We start from the raw sequence: 19,276 nt of genomic DNA, 5'->3' as shown, positions 1-19,276 counted from the left end.
ATTGGTGCGAAAGGAGGGACTTGAACCCTCACGTCCGTAAGGACACTAACACCTGAAGCTAGCGCGTCTACCAATTCCGCCACCCTCGCAGGTACTGTCATTTAACTTTTTATTGCCTAACTTAATATTGGCCGAATTTAATCAGCGGTTGTCTGATTTGGTGCGAAGGGGGGGACTTGAACCCCCACGTCCGTAAGAACACTAACACCTGAAGCTAGCGCGTCTACCAATTCCGCCACCCTCGCAAATTCAGACACTATCAATCTGTTGATTGATAGCATGGAGGCGCATTTTAGAGGTTTTGTAGTCGGCGTCAATCATTATTTATTATATACCCGTCATCTTTCAAGTTGCCTCTTTGTTGGCTGCACTCACTCACCCCGGTCACATAGTTACCTATGCTCCCGGGGATTCGCTCCCTTGCCGCCGCGATGCATCTTGAAATCCATAGGGTATACTATGTTTTTATCAAAGATAACCTGTCCTTGAATCAAGGACAGGCTGAGTCAATTAGAATTTTTTTGTTGCTTGATAAACCTTGAATTTCCCTGTCTGAGCAATGACTTCATGAGTGCCAAAAGTTTTATCCAGTAAATCGGGATAAGGCAGGAAGGCATTGGCCACAATCCGTAATTTTCCTCCGGGTTTGAGGTGGTTGGGGGCTTGGCGGATTAGATCATCGGCTGCCAGTAAACTGGTTTTTAATCCATCATGGAAAGGAGGATTAGAGATAATCCAGTCGAATTTATCTTCAATATTGGAATAAACGTTACTGACAACCACATGACCTTCCAGTTTATTAGCTTTTAAGGTTGCTTTACTGGATGCAATGGCTGCGGCATTAACATCACTGAGAGTCAGTGCTAACTCAGGATTTTTCTTACCCAATACCGCGGCCAGAACGCCCGCACCACAGGCGATATCCAGTAACTTGCCAGAGAGAGGTTTGTCAAAGGTAGAAAGCAATAAACGGCTACCAACGTCCAGCTCATCCTGGCTAAATACACCCGGCAATGTATTCACTATGACGTTTTCCACTTGATAACTGTTCCACCAGTTATCTTGTTCGAACAGCACTTCGTGTTCTAACTGGCCGTAGAACAGGCTGCAACGACGGGCGCTGTCGATTTTTCGAAACGTCGCCATGCCTTCCATCAGTTTGTCTACACTGCGTACTCCGCTACGGTTTTCTCCGACAATAAAAATATTGATACCTTTTGGCAAAATAGAGAACAGGCTGCGTAATTGAAAGCGAGCTTCCTGCTTACTTTTAGGCCAATAGTAGATCAGGGTGTCACAACCCTGAGTAAATGCTTTTTCGGCTACCAGTCCAAACCAGGCATGATCACCTAGAGTGCGGATCAGTGATTGCCAGTGATGATATTGGTTAGTGTGCACTCGCACACTGGCAGCATCAATTTGGGTTGCCAATGTGTCCTGAATATCACCGGCGAAGAGCAGATGATGAGAGCTAAGTTGCTCACGGTGACGCAAAATAACTTCACTGGCGGGGGTTAACGCAGACATTTGTCTATAAGCTCCTTCATGTTCTGTGTCCAAGTATCAGGAATGATAAATCTAACACCTAATATTGGCGCAGATCGTGGCCTCTGATAACATATTACCGATTGTTTTTTACAGCAGGTAAATAGATATGGTAACCCGGCGCGACAGGTTATTAGCTCAACTGGGGATTACCCAATGGACCTTACGTAACCCAGCGGTTTTACAAGGTGAATTAGCTGTTCACTTACCTGACACCACCCGCCTGCTGATTATTACCAATGACCACATTGATTTAACTAATTCATTATTAATAGATATTTTCACCGCTATGGGGTTGGATAAATCCTCTGTTTACTGCATTACAGCAAATAATGTCGCAATGTTAGCGGAACAGGTTAAGTGCCCATATTGGTTGTTAGGTGTGGATATTACACTATCATGGCAGGGAATTTCTTTGAGAAGCCCGGCATTAAATGATTTATATTGTGATGGACAGGCAAAACGTTCTCTCTGGCAACAAATTTTTCAACATGAACAACATTTCTCTATTAACTCCCGCTGATCTCCCGTCCGCTTTTCTGGTTGAGAAAGCCAGTCATGCGTTTCCGTGGAGTGAGAAAACATTTTTCAGTAATCAGGGTGAGCGGTATTTGAATTATAAAATAGTGATTAATGAACAACTTATTGGCTTTGCGATAACCCAAATGGTATTAGATGAAGCAACCTTATTTAATATTGCTATTCACCCTGACTACCAAGGTAAGGGTTATGGTAAAGCATTATTAGCGTATTTAATATCAATTCTGCCGGGTAAAGGGGCGAATACCTTATGGCTTGAAGTTAGACAATCGAATCATTCCGCTATTAGGTTATATGAACAATCAGGGTTTAACCAAGTCTCTGTTCGTAAGCGTTACTATCCTACTGCGACAGGTAAAGAAGATGCCATCATCATGGCGTTGCCGCTGTTTGTCTAATAAGTGCTATAAAATTGATTGATTGTTTATAACACCAATTTCAGCGAAAATGAGCGTCAATTTTTCATTCACCCACGGGTTTGGCAACTGTTTTCCTTGCGGGGAAGCGTCTGATGTTGAATACAAGCCCGTATATAAAGCAGAAGATTGTTATTGATGTCAAATTCCCCTTTTCAGCAGGAAGTCGCTAAACGGCGAACTTTTGCTATCATTTCTCACCCTGACGCAGGGAAAACAACGATTACTGAAAAAGTGTTGCTGTTTGGACAGGCGATTCAGAAAGCTGGCACGGTGAAAGGTCGTGGCTCAAACCAGCACGCGAAATCTGACTGGATGGAAATGGAGAAACAGCGTGGTATTTCCATTACCACTTCTGTGATGCAGTTTCCTTATCAAGATTGTCTGGTTAACCTGTTGGATACGCCAGGGCATGAAGATTTCTCCGAAGATACTTATCGTACATTGACAGCGGTTGACTGTTGCTTGATGGTCATTGATGCCGCTAAAGGGGTTGAGGATCGGACACGTAAATTGATGGAAGTGACCCGTCTGCGCGATACCCCGATTTTAACATTCATGAACAAGCTTGACCGCGATATCCGTGATCCAATGGAACTGATGGATGAAGTGGAAAATGAGTTGAATATCGCTTGTTCTCCGATTACCTGGCCGATTGGGTGTGGTAAGTCTTTTAAAGGGGTTTATCACCTTTATCTTGATGAAACTTACCTGTATCAAACCGGAAAGGGCCACACGATTCAGGAAGTCCGCGCAATTAAGGGGCTGAATAATCCTGAACTGGATGCCGCGATTGGTGAAGATTTGGCTGAACAATTGCGTCAGGAACTGGAATTGGTGCAGGGTGCTTCCCATGAATTTGATCATGAGGCATTTTTGCAAGGTGAACTGACACCAGTATTTTTCGGTACTGCGCTGGGTAACTTCGGCGTTAATCACATGCTGGATGGTTTAGTGAAATGGGCACCTGCGCCGATGCCGCGTCAGACAGATGTTCGCGCAGTCTCCGCTCAGGAAGATAAATTTACCGGATTTATCTTTAAGATCCAGGCCAATATGGACCCTAAACACCGTGACCGCGTGGCTTTCTTGCGTGTCGTGTCAGGTAAATATGAAAAAGGCATGAAACTGCATCAAGTAAGAATTAAGAAAGATGTGGTGATTTCTGATGCGCTGACATTTATGGCGGGTGATCGCTCTCATGTGGATCATGCCTATCCGGGAGATATTATCGGTCTGCATAACCACGGGACAATTCAGATTGGTGATACCTTTACTCAAGGGGAAGATCTGAAATTTACCGGTATTCCTAACTTTGCTCCGGAATTGTTCCGTCGTATTCGTTTGCGTGATCCTCTGAAACAGAAACAACTGCTGAAAGGATTGGTTCAATTATCTGAGGAAGGTGCTGTACAGGTATTCCGTCCACTGACAAATAACGATTTGATTGTGGGAGCTGTTGGTATTCTCCAGTTTGATGTGGTTGTTGCCCGTTTAAAAAGCGAATACAACGTTGAAGCTTTATATGAACAGGTAAACGTCTCAACGGCACGTTGGGTTGAGTGTCATGACGCTAAGAAGCTGGAAGAGTTTAAGCGTAAGAATGAGCAAAATCTGGCGCTCGATGGTGGTGACAACCTGACCTATATTGCCCCAACGATGGTTAACCTAAATTTGACGGGTGAACGTTATCCTGACGTCAATTTCCGCAAGACGCGGGAACATTAATATTTTTAAGGCTAACAATGAGTTAGCCTTTTTCTTTACAAAAATATATGTAACACAAGAATAATTTATAATTTAGTCGGCAAGATCCGTCTTACTTTTATAGCGCTTTGCTTTATTTTCCTGTTATTATTTCCCCGGTCTTTACTGGATTGACGTTTTTATTTTCCGATTTTATTGGAAGTAATAACCTATTTTTTAATGCTAATGAGGATTGTGATTCTGTTTAGCTTACTTAGGTTATGTTGTGTAAAGAGATGTGTAAAGACAGCTTGAATGGCTTTATAGATTCAGAAATCTAACCGACAATTAAGGAAGGTATAGAATGAAGAATGTTAAATTGGCTCACTTGTTAGTGGCTATTGCCTTGGGTACCACTCTAGTTAGCAATAGTGTACTGGCGGAGGAGTCTTTTAAAAATAAAGCGACACAAGCACTCGACAGTGCTGGTCAGAAAATCGATGATTCAATGAAAAGCATCGATGGTTATATGGGTGATAGTGCTACCACAGCAAAGATTAAAAGTGAGTTGTTGGCAGCAAAAGGGATCAACAGTAGTGATATTTCGGTAAAAACAGAGGGGAGAATCGTTTATATTTCTGGTTTTGTGAAAAGCGAGAAACAATCCAGAGAAATTATAGAGATTATCGCTAAAGTGAAAGGGGTCAAGTCGATTCAAAACGGTCTGACTATAAAAAAATAATATATTTTGTTAATCGAATGGTTGTTTTCCATTCAGATAATTTTACGTTGTACTAAACCGAATAGTACTAAACCGGATAGCACTGACCGGATAGTACTAACCAGATATGCGCCCTCACCAGGGGTACTTTTACTAAAATATTGACCACGTAGCACCATAATATGATGACGGATAATAACTTTCCAAGTTATGCTCTCTATCCGTCATTTATTTTCTTGGGGGCTGTGTGGGGAAACGTATACCGATAACGTTGGGAAATATTGATCTGTTATCCTATAAATATAAGTCGTCTATTAAATCTGGAAAGGTTGCGCTTGTTTGTGAAGGTGGAGGGCAACGCGGCATTTTTACCGCAGGTGTGTTGGATGAATTTATGCGTGTCGGATTCAACCCGTTTGATCTACTGCTTGGCACTTCGGCAGGCGCTCAGAACCTTTCAGCTTATATTTGTGGGCAGCGTGGATATGCCCGGCGTGCTATTAGTCGCTATACAACTAATCCAGCTTTCTTTAACCCTTTACGTTTTGTACGTGGAGGTCATTTAGTTGATTTAGATTGGTTTGTGCAGACCGCTTTTCAGGACCTGCCACTGGATATCCCGGCAGCTTTACGTAAATTTGCGGCTGGATGTGAATTTTATACGTGTGCATGTCGTTCAGATAATTTTGAACCTACCTATTTTCAGCCTGATGAGCACAACTGGCTGGAAGTGATTAAGGCATCAAGCGCCATTCCTGGGTTTTATCGCAATGGTGTGACGATCAATGATGTTGTTTATTATGATGGTGGCATCAGTGACGCTATTCCGGTAGAAGAGGCGTATCGGCGTGGTGCTGATACTATCGTAGTGATCCGCACAGTCCCTTCACAGCTCTATTACACGCCTGATTGGGTACAACGAATGGAACGTTGGTTGGGAGATAGTGGTCTGCAAAAGATGGTACGGATGCTACAACAACATGCGAAAAGCTACTACCGCATCCAGAAATTTATTGAAAATCCACCTGATGATGTACAGATTTTTGAGATCTATCCGCCTGCGCCCTTAACTAGCAGTGCATTAGGTAGCCGTTTGCCGGCGTTGAATCGGGATTATCACCTTGGGCGTCGTTGTGGGCGCTATTTCCTGGAAACAGTTGGTCACTTATTTATTGGTAATAAATTTAGTTTTGCTAAGGATAACAACGATCATTTAAGCGGTAGCACCTTGTGCCAGAATGAAGAAAATAGCACGTTGGTTACGTTGCCGACTGACTTAGCTGCATTGTCAGAACAGATTGATAACGGATAGTTTGATGTTTATTGATACCCACTGCCATTTTGATTTCCCTCCGTTTTGTAGTGATGAACAGCAGAGCTTGCAACGGGCAGCACAGGTTGGTGTGGATAAAATTATTGTCCCTGCTATCAGTAGGGCAAATTTGCAACGGGTATCTGAGCTGGCTCATTCTTATCCAGCGATTTATGCCGCATTGGGTTTGCATCCTCTTTATATCGAACAACATCAGGAGGCGCATCTTGCGGATCTGGAACAATTTCTGAAACAGAAACATGAAAAGCTGGTGGCGGTTGGGGAGATAGGGCTTGATCTCTATATGACTGAACCGCAGTTTGAAAAGCAGAAAGCGTTGTTATCTGCTCAATTACGGTTAGCAAAACAGTATGAATTACCGGTTATCCTCCATTCCCGCAAAAGCCATGATCAACTGGCAGCGATCTTAAGGAGAATCAACCTTTGCCGTACCGGAGTAGTACACGGATTTGCGGGTAGTTTATCGCAGGCGGAGGCTTTTATCCGTTTGGGATATTACATTGGGGTAGGGGGGACCATTACTTATGAAAGAGCACAGAAAACACGTCGCGTAATGGCTGAACTCCCGTTAACGTCTCTTGTGTTGGAAACCGATGCCCCGGATATGCCACTTTTCGGCTTTCAGGGAGAACCTAACCGACCGGAAAGAGTTGCCGAAGTTTTTGCTTCGTTATGTGAGATTCGTCACGAATCTCCTGATGAAATTGCTAACCAGCTTTATCATAACAGTGTTGAACTATTTGGATTGGTTATATGATTGAGAGATTAAAAAAACGGTACCCCAACTGTGAGATTTAGTTCCCAATATTTGAGGTGCCGCTCATTTGCTAAGTAATCTTGAAAAATTTTATCCGTGTATTGCACAAACCAACGATACAGTTATTCGTAAAATCTGCTTTTATTTAAATATTAACCATACCGCCATCGATAATAATATCAGTTCCCAACAAAAACTTAGATTCATCTGACGCGAGGAAAACGGCTACATCTGCGACATCAGCCGGGGTTCCTAGATGCCCAGTTGGAATCATCGCGCTCACTTCCTGATATACACGTTGAGTATTATTTATCCCTAGTTTGTCGAATGCCGGAGTCATGATTGGGCCGGGGCTAATACTATTAACCCGAATCTGACGATCGACAAATTCCGCAGCCAAAGCACGTCCCATCGCTAATAAAGCTCCCTTGCTTGCTGAATAAGTCGCACTTGTGCCACTTTTACCAATATGACCACTCACTGAGCCGGATAAAATGACGGAAGATGGTCTCGCGAGAAGAGGGAGCAGAGATTGTAAGAGGAAAAACGGCCCTTTTAAATTAATCGACATCAGGCGATCAAAACCTTCTTCACTTTCTTCTTCTAATTTATGGCTCGTCACAATTCCGGCATTTAGGAACAGAGCATCAATCTGCGGCCAACGCTCTTTAATTGTATCCCTTAAGATGACTTGTGATGCCAAAGACCCTGCGTCACTGGGTATAACCCAAACATCCTTGCCAAAGAATCTCTGGGCAAAATCTAATGTCTCTGGATTGTTTCCAGTAATTGCAACATGAGCTCCTTCGGCATGAAATTTTTTTGCCGTTTCGAAACCAATACCGGTTGTTCCTCCGGTAATTAATGTATATTTCCCCGATAGTCTAAACATGATTGCTTCATTCCTCTTAGAAAATGCCTACTGGGATAGGCTTTTAATTGATGTATATCCTGCTAAATTCAAAGTTCTTCACGAACGGCAAGGCCCCAGTTTTGCAACATGGGGGCATTCTCACATGCAATATAAAGAGCCTCATCAGTGACACTGCTATTTGTATGTTGATGCCATGCCCACACAGGCACATATATCGCGTCACCGGCTTTCCATGAAACATGTTGCTCGCCAATTGATGAATATCCTTCGCCATTCACGATATAGATTATCGTTTCATAGCTATGTCGGTGTTTACGAGTGGATTCTCCAGGTTGTAATCCTCCTAATGTCATACTCAAAACTTTACTGGGTAAATTAACCATAGCTACTTTATGACGTCTTTCATTTGAGAAATTCAAATCTTGGCTAACGTCAGAATTCAATACATTTTCATGAATTAATTGCGTTGGTTTATCTTCAATTAATTCACCGGGAACTTTATTAAAGTCTCCAGAGGAGAAATAACTCTTTTTCACCATAATTACCTCTGATATCATCTCTTATGCCAAAATTTTTATTTTTTACTATTTTGAAATAACGTTAAAAACACTTTATTTTAAAAGTAACTTAGTCATATTTTCTGCCAGGCGCTTATCATGCTCTCTATTATCTCGGCAATACCATGCGATATGTCCATCAGGTCTGACAAGAACACAGGAGTTTTCATCAAAATGACAGCGACCATAAAAATCACCATAAATATCGTCAATTTCCTCGCCAGGACCAATAATATATGCATTTATTTTGCCAGCATGTTCTTGGTTATATTTTTCTACTGCTGAAATCCATTTCTTCCCCGCTATTCCGGTGAACAATGAAAATTTCCCATGACCAACTAAATTAATTGAGGATATAATTTTTCCCTTTTGGCTTAACCAAACATGTGGAATTCGTGCACCAGGTGTAAATGTAGAGTGATACATGAAAAATAGATCATCACTTTTTTCTTCTTCGTTAGAAATTTTTTCGTTCAAAATAGCTGCCGATCTATAGCGCTGATTTAGCTCAGCTCCGTGTCCATTAAGCTCATAATTCTTCAATCTTAATGCTTTATAAAATCTATTTCTTCTCGCTATACCAATATCATCATCAGCGGAAAGAAATTCTGCGGTAGAAATGGTAGGTTTATCCAGCCCCAATGAAAGACTCAGTTCTTGGCTTTCACTTATACTTTGCATTGCCCGGGCAACAACCGCTTTTCCTACTGGAACTCTCTCTTGACTATAAGTTTCTAACAATTCCGGTCCCGCATAGTGTTTAAGAACATAGGCAAGTTTCCAACATAAATTATAAGAATCTTGAATAGAGGTATTAGATCCCAACCCATTATTTGGTGGATGCCGATGAACAGCATCGCCAACACAAAATATACGTTGATTAGAATACTCTTCCGCATACATATTATTTACCGTCCAGGTCGATATCGACTTAATATCTATATCCACATCATAATCACCGATAAGCTTTTTAAGAATATTGACCGCATCATTCTCTGTAATTATGGGCGGTGGTTTAGCGATGTCGTAATTCCACACCCCTAACCACTCTTTCCACGGACGCACCATCCTTAATGCACCCAAGCCAATGCCACCAGAAATAGCCTCATTATTGAAAATGAGAAATAACGCTCCGGGCCGATGAGAAACTAAAGCAGATAGATCAGCGTCAAAGAAAATATTTATACAGCCAGCAAGATTCAATTCGCCTTTCATAGGCAATTGTGCATCGGAACAAACGTTACTTCTGGCACCGTCAGCGCCAATAAGATATTTAGCCCGTATTTTATATTCCCGTTTTTCTAAACGATCAAAAGCCGTTACCGTAATCCCCTGTTTATCTTGTGTAGCCTGTATATATTCTGACGAAAATTTAACATGTGCTCCATTTTTAATAGCTCGGCCAATCAATATCGGCTCAAGATAAGTTTGCGGTATATCACAGATACTAAATGGGCTCGCTATTTTATAGTCACCCAAACGTTCTGGATGCGCTCCCCATGATTTTATTCTCGCAATTTCGTTTCCTGCTAGCGTCTCGCAGAATATACTATTGCCCATCACCTCATTTAGTACCGAGCTCGCCATTAATTCATCACCAACACCAAACTCTGATAATATTTCTATTGTTCTCTGATTTGTTATATGCGCACGAGGTGTATTAGCCAACCACCGATGTTTGGTGATGACCATTGTATTAATCCCATAAGTACTCAGAAACAAAGCTGCTGCGGAGCCAGAAGGACCGCTACCTACGATAAGAACATCTGTCTCAATCATAATATTGTGTTCCGTATTTAATTCATGTTAATACTCATATCCCCGGAAAATCATTTCTTAATTACCTATAATCTTATCCAGTATTGAACCTATATTGTGCGGCACCTCATCGCCTTTCCAGGCAATATATTGGTCAGGACGTACCAAAAGGAGCCTTGCTTGATACAATTGCCAGGCATCACTACCGGAAAGATCAATAATCTTGATCGGAATTTTACGTTGATATGCCTGATCTAATAGTTCGGATACTGCTGGAAAATAGGCCCCTACCCGAAGTAAGCTAAATCCAGTGCCTAAAATATCGAATAGCGATATTCTTGTTCCTGGAGCGGGTGTGAGCCACAGGTGCGGTAATCGGCCTCCTGGCACATGACTTGGCTGATAATGAATAAAGTCATCATCCGGTATTGGCGCGCTATTAATAATATGAGGAGAGTGGTCATATCGGGCACCAAGTTCAACACCGATAGAAGAAAATTGATTGCGGAATGCACTTAGCTCAATTCCCATTTTTTTACGGGCCAAATTCCCTGCGAAATCTGCATCTTCTAGATTTGTCGGTATGGATAACGATGAGACCCGCTGAGTTAAAAAACGTGCGGCAGCGGTATTTCTCAATGCAATTGGACGGCGCTCGCTTTCATAAGAATCCATTAATGCATTACCTGCCCAACCCTTGAGAGACGCAGCAATTTTCCAGGCTAAATTGCTTGTGTCGTCGATTCCAGTATTCATGCCAAAACCACCGGTAGGAGAAAATAGATGAGCGGAGTCGCCCGCCAAATATATTTTGCCGTCAGAAAATCTTTCAGCGACAAGTGCCACGCCACCTTTCCATACCGAATTACTCAGAACGGATACTTCAATATCTGAGCCTATTCCTGCCTGAGCTATACGAATTAATTCCGACTCATTGATAGACTTTCCATGTTCACTCTGAGTCATAAGTAAAAATTCATCTTTGCCATCCAGGCTGATAAATAACATTCTCAACGTGGGCGAAATAATATTGTACATCCAAGACTTTTGGTCTTTTAATATCCCTTGGTGAAGTTCAGGGATACGGATATAACTGGATATCATGCCGCCAGTCAGAAAACCTATTTTGGCTTCAACTGTTCCTTCATATGCGATACCAAGCTTGGAACGAACAAAACTTTGCCCACCATCACAACCGATCATATAGCTGGTGTGCCAGACCTCATCGGAATGTTTTCCCTTAATACACTCCGCATAAAGTTTTACTTGATCTTTAAACTGGATAAAATCTTTAACGCGCCAGCCATATCTCATAGTGATATTTGGACGACTACGGGCATGCTGTAGTAAAAATTTTTCAACATACATTTGGTTGACCCGCATTAATGGCTCTGGAACGGGATCGGTTGAAACAGCATGTTTGAGTCTGGATATTTTCTGCATTCCCGACGGCATATTGATACGGGCGAGTTCCCATCCATTAAGCCGGGTAAAATATGATACATCCAAAGGAAACTCTTTTGGCAACCCTAATGCCCGAATAGACTGAGATATTCCTAAACGACGATAATGTTCCATCGTGCGAGCATTATGGGTATTACCCTTAGGGTGCCATCGAGTTTCCTCGTCCAAATTGAAAATAACGGAACGAATACCGTATAAATCCAGAAATAAAGCCAGCATTAAGCCAACGGGTCCGCCGCCGACGATGGCTACTGGTGATTCATTTTCTAAAGTCAAAATTAACCCTCCTTAACCATGACCCGTGGCAATAAACCGATTAGATTAAAGATGTCAGTTGGAAGATTTTATATATCTGTGCATTTTCACCTTTTCCTTTTTCCTCGTATAAAACAACATAGTTGTAGCCATGCTCTGAGAGTAACTCACTAAATGCGGCTTCATTGCCCTGGCTGCTAAACCCGATAAGTATCTTGCCCTGAGGATTAAGATATTTTCTCGCTTCCTGAAGAAAGCGTTTATGGGTTATATATCCTGGGTCGTAAAATGCATGATAAATTTCCTCGTTAAAAGAATAATTTTCAGGAACAAATAAAAAATTAGAGTTCCAGAAAATAATATCAAAACTTTCACCGTCTTTTAATATGTCAAATAAATCTCCATGCCTGACAGAAATTAAATTATTTACCCGGTGCCGAGTCACATTAAATAAGGTGTTTTTCACTGCCTCCTCGCTAATATCGGAAGCAACAACTGGGTAACACCCTTCTAGTGCTGCGGTAATAGCGGTCACTCCCGCACCACAGCCTAATTCTAAAAAAGAGCTATTTCGCACATAAGGAATATGCCGGGTAAAAATACCGGTGGACTGGAAATGAGTGGGAGGGAACACATTTTTATGAATGTTAAATAGCTTTCCCATACATTCAAACTCAGAAATACCGGAGGATTCAGCAAGAATCAGTTTTTGTTTTATAGTGTCGATAACCGGTTTTTCATAAAGATCTTCATTCACTGTAATTTACCTTCTCTATTATTAATGTTAATTAGTGGGTATGTAGCGAGTGATTTTTAAAATTCCATTTGGAATTTCTTTACTTGTTTCATATTCCTCAAGAATTTTAGGCAGAAGATCCCTTAATCTGCGTTTCAAAACCTTACCGGTTACGCCAATAGGAATTTGCTCGAAACTATTAACAACAATAACAATATATTCTCCAATAGAGTTCCCGATTCCATTCTTTTCCTGCATGAGTTGAAGAATTTTTTCTGCAACAATATCGACATCCTCAGCTAATTTCTTACTCAATAGAATCAATGCAACTAATGTTATTTTTCCATTTTCAGCACAAGGTAAATTCAATCCTATAATTGTTGCATCATATACACTTTCGATTGTCTGTATCGCCTCTTCCAGTTGAAGGGTATACAACGGGCCGTCAGGGGTATGAACAACATCAACCACACGATCAATCTGATAAAAAACATTGTCTTTGCAATATCCGACATCTCCGGTCAATAAATATCCATTTCGCCATGCATCAGCGGTTTTCTGGTGCTGTTTCCAATAGCCAGAAGTAATTGTTGGTGAACATACCGCGAGCGCTCCGACACTTCCTGGCGACATCTCATCACCAGAAGTCATGTCCACTATTTTGGCTGTGACGATATCAACAGGACGTCCAATTGAACGAGACGGTGCAATTTGATCTGCCGTGGATACACTTTGAAACAGAGCCATACCAAGTTCCGAACTGCCAAACGCATCGATAAAACGCGCCCCCGGCGAACCTACCAGTAAACGGCTAATATGACTCTGATGGGCTGCATCACCCATGCTAAACCAGCGTCGTACTGACGGGAATTCCGCATACGATACTTCGTGTTCCAGCAAAGAAACGTAGCTTTTGGGAAACGCAACAACCGTTGTAGGAGAAAAATCTTTTATCGCTTCTCTTACCGGTTCACCCTCTTGGCTACTAAGTACATAAGTTGGGAGACCATGCAATATAGCCGTTTCAAGGTGACTAATAGCAGAGGAGTGAGACTGCGGCAAAACAGTTAGCAAACGCTCGTCTGGTGATTCGATAAAACGTCCAAGCCTTGCACGTTTTCCCATAAAGAATTGACGATGTTCAAATTTTACCGCTTTAGGAACGCCTGTCGTACCAGAAGTATGGCTCAACATCAGTAATGTTGTATCCGCAGGAATATACGGCCACCAGGAAGGCAAGTTATATTCCACCTCGGTATTGAAATTTGAAATATTGAGAATTTCACATATATCACCGGCATTCCGTAAACTCTTTATCAGTGAATTATGATTAACAGAAAATTCATCGGTGACGAGTTTATTAAAACCGTTCTCTTTGATATAAGAGATGCCAATATCCGACGGCATCGCCGGATTAATTAACGCAATTGTGGCACCAATACTCGTGATTGCAATGTAATGCAGAAATGGGCCAATTCCATCTTGCAGACAAACAGCAACGACATCCCCGGTTTTAATCCCATTAGCCAAATACCAACCTGCCAGTTCACGTCTAATATTTGCCAAGGTATCCAGGCTGAATTGTTGGATATTACGTTGACTCGCTATGGTTATAGGTTTATCTGTAAAAATAAAATCCACATTCGGGGTACTACTTAGCGATAAACAGCGGTCAAGAAAATTACCGCTACCTAACATGTTATCATTACGCAAACAGAATAAATCACGTTCAGATAAAAGGGTCGTTACATTCGGATCTATCCCAACACTACTTTGATATATCTCATTTAGCATCGTCATCCGAAAACGTATTACTTCTGCACCAAAAGCCATCACTTCTGCCTTGCCGCGGGGGTTTCCTTCAATCATGCGATCAATAATTTTCCTCATCACTATGGCATGTTCTTCATCCTCCTCAACATGGATTTTGAAGAAATGCAATGCGTCATCAGGCGCTTTCATTGTTCGCAATGCATCTAAAACTGGACCATAAATCAAAGGCACGATTGCCTCGGCACCCAAACATAGAGCAGCGAGTCCCCTTAAAGAATTATCACTTCGGCAATGCTCAAACATAATATTAATCAATTGCTGAGTACTTTTAAGCATCGGATAACTTTTAGGAACCGCATTAATTGCCGCCATCGCCTTTTTATATAATTCTACGTGAGATATCTTTGCCGCATCAGTTCCTGTTAGCTCTTCCAGCAAATTATGCGAAAGAAGCGTAAAATCATTTTGATCAATTAAATTTCCCATCAACGAGCACAGATATCGGGTGAAATATTGTGAATAGTACTGGTGCTGGATCATGAATTTTCTGAGTAAATTCTGGTTGGCTTTCCCAGAACGGCAAGCCACCAAAAATACATTGGTATTAATTTCTTCCAATAACTCTTTAGAAAAAATGTCTTCCCATAATGGTGATAAAGAATAGCCTGTTTCTTTTTTAGGTTCGTTTTGAGTATTGATAGCGAGTTCCATGATAAACCCTTTTAGTCATATTCAACTGCGTGAAATCTATGATATCAAGCCAAAGATATTGATTCTGAATTTATACATTCATATAAATGGTGAAGCAGGGATTGTGGGTTGAGATTTTGAAAAATATTTCTACCAACACATAATCCGCAAGCTCCGGACGAAATAGCGGCTTTGGTATTATTAATCAGTATTTCGTCAGACGTTTTTTCTCCCCCGGCGAAGAAAATTTTAATATCAGAACCATGAAGTTCCACGATTTCTGCAATAGCGGATTCTGAGTCAGGAAAACCTATTTTTATTGCATCAGATCCCAGTTCGGTGACAATCCTGATAAGATGATGAAGCCTTTCCATCTTTATTTCTGACGACGCGGAAATAACTTTGTCATATAGCATTGTGAGTACAGGCAGCCCTGCTTCATGTGCGATATCTGTGACAGAGCCCAATATAGATAAATTGTGTTCGAAATTTGTTTCGGTGAAATTTACCTGTATAGAAACGGCATCTACACCGAGTTGAAGAGCGGCTTCTATACTCGCCACTAATATCTTCGTATCCGGTGATTCTGATATCGATGGCATGCCACTCATATGAAGAATAATACCTGTCGAAGGGCGCAACATTCCACGCAGAATGAGCTTTTCCAATACTCCTTTATGGGCCAGAACAGCGCTCACATAGTTGCTATTAATCCACGATTCAACCGCATAAACACTTTGTAAACCAGAGATGGGCCCCAGAGTTAACCCATGATCAATCGGCACTATTAATCCGCGGTTTGATTTGGGAAATAACAATCTGCTTTCTCTTAATTTTCTTCCGACGTATCCCATAATCATCACCTACTTTTCAATAATAGATTCATTAATCTTAATGCCAACATGACGACCAGGCTCGGTAATATAACCAAGCACCTTGTCTCCAGGTTTAAGTTCAGAGATGTTTAAAGGTTTTGCTTCGCTAGAGAAAATTCTCACATGCCAATCATCTTGCATCAAAACATTCACCCGTTTGTTCCCTGGAAACTCTGCTTCAATTAACCGAAGAGGGCGTTGTTCTATTTTGACGCGCCCAACCGTTATATGCCGTACTTCACCCTTCGAATTAACCGCCATTACCGATGAGCCGGCTTTTAATTCGCTCATATAATCTGTTCGGTTATTAAAGTTATATACATAGGAGTGTATCGCTCCGGCATTAATACGGAATGGTCTCAGTTCCATATAAGGTAGAAAGAATACTTCCGGGCAGCACAACAGGGCACCTTGGGAGGTACTACCTACCAGCATGCCTTCGTTCTCGCTGAATAACGTGGATGTATCAATACAAGCTCGATATCCCATACCGACAGGACGACTTTCTGTAATGATTCCGACTTGCAGTTGCAGTGATTCTTTTTTGTTATATGATAAACGATCGATAAAGTCGCTCATAACATCATGTTTATTGGGTGAGAAAATAACACCTTCAGCACCATATTCCATCACACCATAAGAGACTATTGCATCATCAACATCATCAGGATCGCTAATTTCTTTTAATAAAATAGTCCCGGTAGACTGTAATGATGCAATTACCAGCTCAAGAGGAATATTGGTTGGATCACGAAAAAGAATCCAAAGAAAATTGAATTCCATTCCTTCATTGATTGTTTTAAGCAGACTATCTTGATCATCAACATAACTTTCATAGCAGGTCGCAATAGACTCTGCTTTAAGTTTCTTCAAAGTGGCTATGTCGTTGGAGCAAATACATTTATTCGAGTTGGTATCAGAAGATTTAAATAAAGCAAAATGTTCGCTCTCTTTAAATTTATTAAGCTCTTCAAGTGTTCTCACTTTCAGAACTATTTGCATTCTTTTGGGTATTGCATTGATGAAAGTTGAAATATTATTTGGATATAAAACTATACCACTATAAAGAGAATTTATCACCCTGATGAAAATAGTATCGTCTGGCCTCTGGGCTGACAATTTTGCAGTATCAAACCAAATGACTGGCCCATTTAAATCTTCACGCTTGGAATTATACTCTTTGCCTGGACTATTTAATCTTATAGATGCCCTTTTGGCAATTATTTCAGACGTTTCAAAATTTTCAGACGTGATACTAACTGCCTCCTTTGGTACGCTAACGATATTTTTGCTCATATTCAAAATCCCCCGTAAAATATAAGATAATTTCTTCAATTGGTAATTTTTTTAATAAATAATAATAAATTGTTATCATATCTTCGGTTTTTCTCATGTCGATAAACACCCAAACTTTAAATTTTTATTTAATAATATTAAAAAGGTGTGTAATTATATTCTCCTGAATATGTTATTTATTGTTTTTCCAATGTGGGAAAATGTGTAGAAAAGTTTCACTCTGTGTTTAAGGGTATATAGATAGTGTCGGCATTTCTCCTGATGATAAAAGACAGTTTCTCAAATTACAGAATAATTAACATTTGTGATTTTATTATTAATATCAATTGTTTTTTCTATTTACTTTCACCGTGGGATTTTACTTTACCCAATAAAATAAACACTAACATTGCGGTAATTGCTGCCGCTACTGCAAGTGCAATGAATTGATATCGAAATGCTTCTTCGTATACCTTATGGAGCAATGACTTATCTAATGAAGGGGAAATAGCAACAGCATTACTTAAATCGCTCATTGCAAGACGTGTAGATATTTCAGATAAAATATCAGCCGGAATATTGCTTAATGTACTTAAACCCGAAGATATATGAGCAGAGAGAATCGCGCCTACCACCGCTAAGGCGATACCATCTCCCGCTAAACGGACAGCATTGAAAATTCCAGTCGCCATACCCGCTCGCTCTTTAGGTACGACACTCACCGCCAAACCGTCCATCAATCCCCAAGGCAGGCCAATTCCGATGCCGATAACCAACATTGGCCATAATCTTTCAGCCGTCGTATTGCCAGAGATCCCATAACCTAGCCAGAATAGGCCACCAGCAGCGATGAGAAGCCCCATACCTGAAATGACACCGACATTAATCCAGCGAGCTAATTGACCGGCAATAAAGGGGACTATTAGCAACGGCGCGGACAAGGTAATCATCATTTGGCCGGCTTCGAATGCGCTGTACCCTTCGACACCAATAAAACGTGCCGGCAATATAACGAGCAAGACAACATAAGCATAGGCTGGCGCGATGGCGAGAAGTTGCACACCGACAAAGCGCGCATTGGCAAATAACGAGAGATCTAACATGGGCCTTGAACGTTGTCGTTCAATAATAATAAATATGATGAAAATAATAATGGAACAGATCAGTGTTGCAAGCACCGTACTGTTTCCCCATCCTTTTTCCGGAGCCAGAATGATTCCATAGGTAAAAGCAGCTAAAGATGAGGTAAATGTTATTGCGCCGGGCCAATCCAGCCCTTCTGCGTCGGGATCGCGTGTTTCTCGTGCATAAATACTCACCAATATACTGGCAACTAATGCCACCAAAGCAGGTAGCCAAAAAACCCAAGGCCATCCTAACGAATCAATAAGTAGCCCGGCCAAAAAAGGACCAAAAGCTGCTCCTGCCCCAAATGTTGTGCCAATCAGGCTGAAAATGTGTGTACGTTGATGACCCTCAAATTCCTGAGTCAACGCTGCCATTGAACCCGCAAAGGCCGCCGCCGCTCCCAACCCCTGTATGAGCCGTAAAATATCAACCCAAAACACGGACGGCATATAAGGTATCGCCGCAGTAACAACAGCAAAGAGAAATAAACCGAATAGCCAGAGTTTCTTGCGCCCATGAGTATCGGCTAAGCTACCCGCAGCCATTGTTGCACTGCCATAAGTAAGAATGTAAGCGTTAATGACCCAACTCAGTTCTACCGCACTTCCACCAAGCGCTTTGTTGATCGAAGGCACCACGACGGCAGGTCCTGCAATGCTCAAAGGAATCACCGCGGCGGTAAGACAGGCAGTCAAGACCAGCGGCCCTTTATTTGCGCTTGATCCAATATTTACTTGAGATTTCATCACCATTTCGATTTTCTGCCCTGAGTACGTATGGCTTGTCGCTGTATAGCAGCTAGAGCAAGAGATATTTTATTTCATACTACAGATTCACTAATGGCAGATAAATAGGTCTATAATCATTTCTGAAGTGACTATTTTGTCATTAAT

Annotated in this window: 16 protein-coding genes and 2 tRNA genes; 6 read left to right on the top strand and 12 right to left on the bottom strand. The window is 41.4% G+C overall.

What is annotated here, in order from left to right; translation table 11 throughout:
* Positions 1-2: 2 nt before the first annotated feature.
* The 3 genes from EAE91_RS12445 to rsmC all read right to left on the bottom strand — a co-directional run bounded on the left by EAE91_RS12445 (position 3) and on the right by rsmC (position 1,527).
* Positions 3-89 (bottom strand) — tRNA-Leu (locus EAE91_RS12445).
* Positions 90-158: 69 nt separating this feature from the next.
* A tRNA-Leu gene (locus tag EAE91_RS12440) sits at positions 159-245 on the bottom strand.
* Positions 246-510: 265 nt separating this feature from the next.
* Complete coding sequence (gene rsmC, locus EAE91_RS12435; protein WP_214088770.1) at positions 511-1,527, bottom strand: 16S rRNA (guanine(1207)-N(2))-methyltransferase RsmC; 1,017 nt, start codon at positions 1,525-1,527, stop codon at positions 511-513.
* A 127-nt stretch (positions 1,528-1,654) separates the two neighbouring features.
* Between rsmC and EAE91_RS12430 the strand changes: the two genes are divergently transcribed.
* From EAE91_RS12430 to EAE91_RS12405, 6 genes are all read left to right on the top strand, one after another.
* On the top strand, positions 1,655-2,068 hold the full coding sequence (locus tag EAE91_RS12430; RefSeq protein WP_214088769.1) for a DNA polymerase III subunit psi: 414 nt from the start codon (positions 1,655-1,657) through the stop codon (positions 2,066-2,068).
* Positions 2,037-2,483, top strand: a complete 447-nt coding sequence (gene rimI, locus EAE91_RS12425; RefSeq protein ID WP_214088768.1) for a ribosomal protein S18-alanine N-acetyltransferase — start codon at positions 2,037-2,039, stop codon at positions 2,481-2,483. The genes EAE91_RS12430 and rimI overlap by 32 nt, the downstream gene beginning before the upstream one ends.
* 156 nt (positions 2,484-2,639) lie before the next feature.
* Positions 2,640-4,229 carry a peptide chain release factor 3 gene (gene prfC, locus EAE91_RS12420; RefSeq protein WP_214088767.1) on the top strand — a complete coding sequence of 530 codons (1,590 nt, stop codon included), beginning with the start codon at positions 2,640-2,642 and terminating at the stop codon, positions 4,227-4,229.
* Between the two features lie 322 nt (positions 4,230-4,551).
* Positions 4,552-4,929, top strand: coding sequence for a BON domain-containing protein (locus tag EAE91_RS12415; protein WP_214054008.1), 378 nt, complete (start codon positions 4,552-4,554; stop codon positions 4,927-4,929).
* Positions 4,930-5,155: 226 nt separating this feature from the next.
* Positions 5,156-6,220: a patatin-like phospholipase family protein gene (locus tag EAE91_RS12410; RefSeq protein ID WP_247983088.1), complete on the top strand. Its 1,065-nt coding sequence runs from the start codon at positions 5,156-5,158 to the stop codon at positions 6,218-6,220.
* A 4-nt stretch (positions 6,221-6,224) separates the two neighbouring features.
* Positions 6,225-6,998, top strand: coding sequence for a TatD family hydrolase (locus tag EAE91_RS12405; protein WP_214088766.1), 774 nt, complete (start codon positions 6,225-6,227; stop codon positions 6,996-6,998).
* Positions 6,999-7,143: 145 nt separating this feature from the next.
* Here EAE91_RS12405 and EAE91_RS12400 read toward each other — a convergent pair whose 3' ends face one another.
* The 9 genes from EAE91_RS12400 to EAE91_RS12360 all read right to left on the bottom strand — a co-directional run bounded on the left by EAE91_RS12400 (position 7,144) and on the right by EAE91_RS12360 (position 19,135).
* Entirely contained in the window at positions 7,144-7,890 is a 747-nt protein-coding gene (locus tag EAE91_RS12400; protein ID WP_214088765.1) for an SDR family oxidoreductase, read from the bottom strand.
* A gap of 68 nt (positions 7,891-7,958) precedes the next feature.
* On the bottom strand, positions 7,959-8,411 hold the full coding sequence (locus tag EAE91_RS12395) for a cupin domain-containing protein (RefSeq protein WP_244868815.1): 453 nt from the start codon (positions 8,409-8,411) through the stop codon (positions 7,959-7,961).
* 72 nt (positions 8,412-8,483) lie between these two features.
* Positions 8,484-10,208, bottom strand: coding sequence for an FAD-dependent oxidoreductase (locus EAE91_RS12390; RefSeq protein ID WP_214088764.1), 1,725 nt, complete (start codon positions 10,206-10,208; stop codon positions 8,484-8,486).
* Positions 10,209-10,265: 57 nt separating this feature from the next.
* The gene (locus EAE91_RS12385; RefSeq protein ID WP_214088763.1) at positions 10,266-11,927 is read right to left on the bottom strand and encodes an FAD-dependent oxidoreductase; all 1,662 of its coding nucleotides are present in this window, start codon (positions 11,925-11,927) and stop codon (positions 10,266-10,268) included.
* Positions 11,928-11,967: 40 nt separating this feature from the next.
* Positions 11,968-12,663: a methyltransferase domain-containing protein gene (locus tag EAE91_RS12380; RefSeq protein WP_214088762.1), complete on the bottom strand. Its 696-nt coding sequence runs from the start codon at positions 12,661-12,663 to the stop codon at positions 11,968-11,970.
* Positions 12,664-12,690: 27 nt separating this feature from the next.
* On the bottom strand, positions 12,691-15,126 hold the full coding sequence (locus EAE91_RS12375) for an AMP-binding protein (RefSeq protein ID WP_214088760.1): 2,436 nt from the start codon (positions 15,124-15,126) through the stop codon (positions 12,691-12,693).
* A gap of 44 nt (positions 15,127-15,170) precedes the next feature.
* The gene (locus EAE91_RS12370; RefSeq protein ID WP_214088759.1) at positions 15,171-15,959 is read right to left on the bottom strand and encodes a class I fructose-bisphosphate aldolase; all 789 of its coding nucleotides are present in this window, start codon (positions 15,957-15,959) and stop codon (positions 15,171-15,173) included.
* Positions 15,960-15,968: 9 nt separating this feature from the next.
* Entirely contained in the window at positions 15,969-17,276 is a 1,308-nt protein-coding gene (locus tag EAE91_RS12365) for a 3-dehydroquinate synthase II domain-containing protein (protein ID WP_214088758.1), read from the bottom strand.
* Positions 17,277-17,611: 335 nt separating this feature from the next.
* Positions 17,612-19,135 carry an MFS transporter gene (locus EAE91_RS12360; RefSeq protein ID WP_214088757.1) on the bottom strand — a complete coding sequence of 508 codons (1,524 nt, stop codon included), beginning with the start codon at positions 19,133-19,135 and terminating at the stop codon, positions 17,612-17,614.
* Positions 19,136-19,276: the final 141 nt, after the last annotated feature.

It is taken from the genome of Photorhabdus noenieputensis (assembly GCF_018448935.1).
GTDB lineage: Bacteria > Pseudomonadota > Gammaproteobacteria > Enterobacterales > Enterobacteriaceae > Photorhabdus > Photorhabdus noenieputensis.
This window is presented reverse-complemented; position numbering and strand designations above follow the sequence as displayed.

Coding starts and splice junctions, on each gene's coding strand:
- rsmC (WP_214088770.1), bottom strand. CDS start 1,527: ATGTCTGCGTTAACCCCCGCCAGTGAAGTTATTTTGCGTCACCGTGAG.
- EAE91_RS12430 (WP_214088769.1), top strand. CDS start 1,655: ATGGTAACCCGGCGCGACAGGTTATTAGCTCAACTGGGGATTACCCAA.
- rimI (WP_214088768.1), top strand. CDS start 2,037: ATGAACAACATTTCTCTATTAACTCCCGCTGATCTCCCGTCCGCTTTT.
- prfC (WP_214088767.1), top strand. CDS start 2,640: ATGTCAAATTCCCCTTTTCAGCAGGAAGTCGCTAAACGGCGAACTTTT.
- EAE91_RS12415 (WP_214054008.1), top strand. CDS start 4,552: ATGAAGAATGTTAAATTGGCTCACTTGTTAGTGGCTATTGCCTTGGGT.
- EAE91_RS12405 (WP_214088766.1), top strand. CDS start 6,225: ATGTTTATTGATACCCACTGCCATTTTGATTTCCCTCCGTTTTGTAGT.
- EAE91_RS12400 (WP_214088765.1), bottom strand. CDS start 7,890: ATGTTTAGACTATCGGGGAAATATACATTAATTACCGGAGGAACAACC.
- EAE91_RS12395 (WP_244868815.1), bottom strand. CDS start 8,411: ATGGTGAAAAAGAGTTATTTCTCCTCTGGAGACTTTAATAAAGTTCCC.
- EAE91_RS12390 (WP_214088764.1), bottom strand. CDS start 10,208: ATGATTGAGACAGATGTTCTTATCGTAGGTAGCGGTCCTTCTGGCTCC.
- EAE91_RS12375 (WP_214088760.1), bottom strand. CDS start 15,126: ATGGAACTCGCTATCAATACTCAAAACGAACCTAAAAAAGAAACAGGC.
- EAE91_RS12370 (WP_214088759.1), bottom strand. CDS start 15,959: ATGGGATACGTCGGAAGAAAATTAAGAGAAAGCAGATTGTTATTTCCC.
- EAE91_RS12365 (WP_214088758.1), bottom strand. CDS start 17,276: ATGAGCAAAAATATCGTTAGCGTACCAAAGGAGGCAGTTAGTATCACG.
- EAE91_RS12360 (WP_214088757.1), bottom strand. CDS start 19,135: ATGGTGATGAAATCTCAAGTAAATATTGGATCAAGCGCAAATAAAGGG.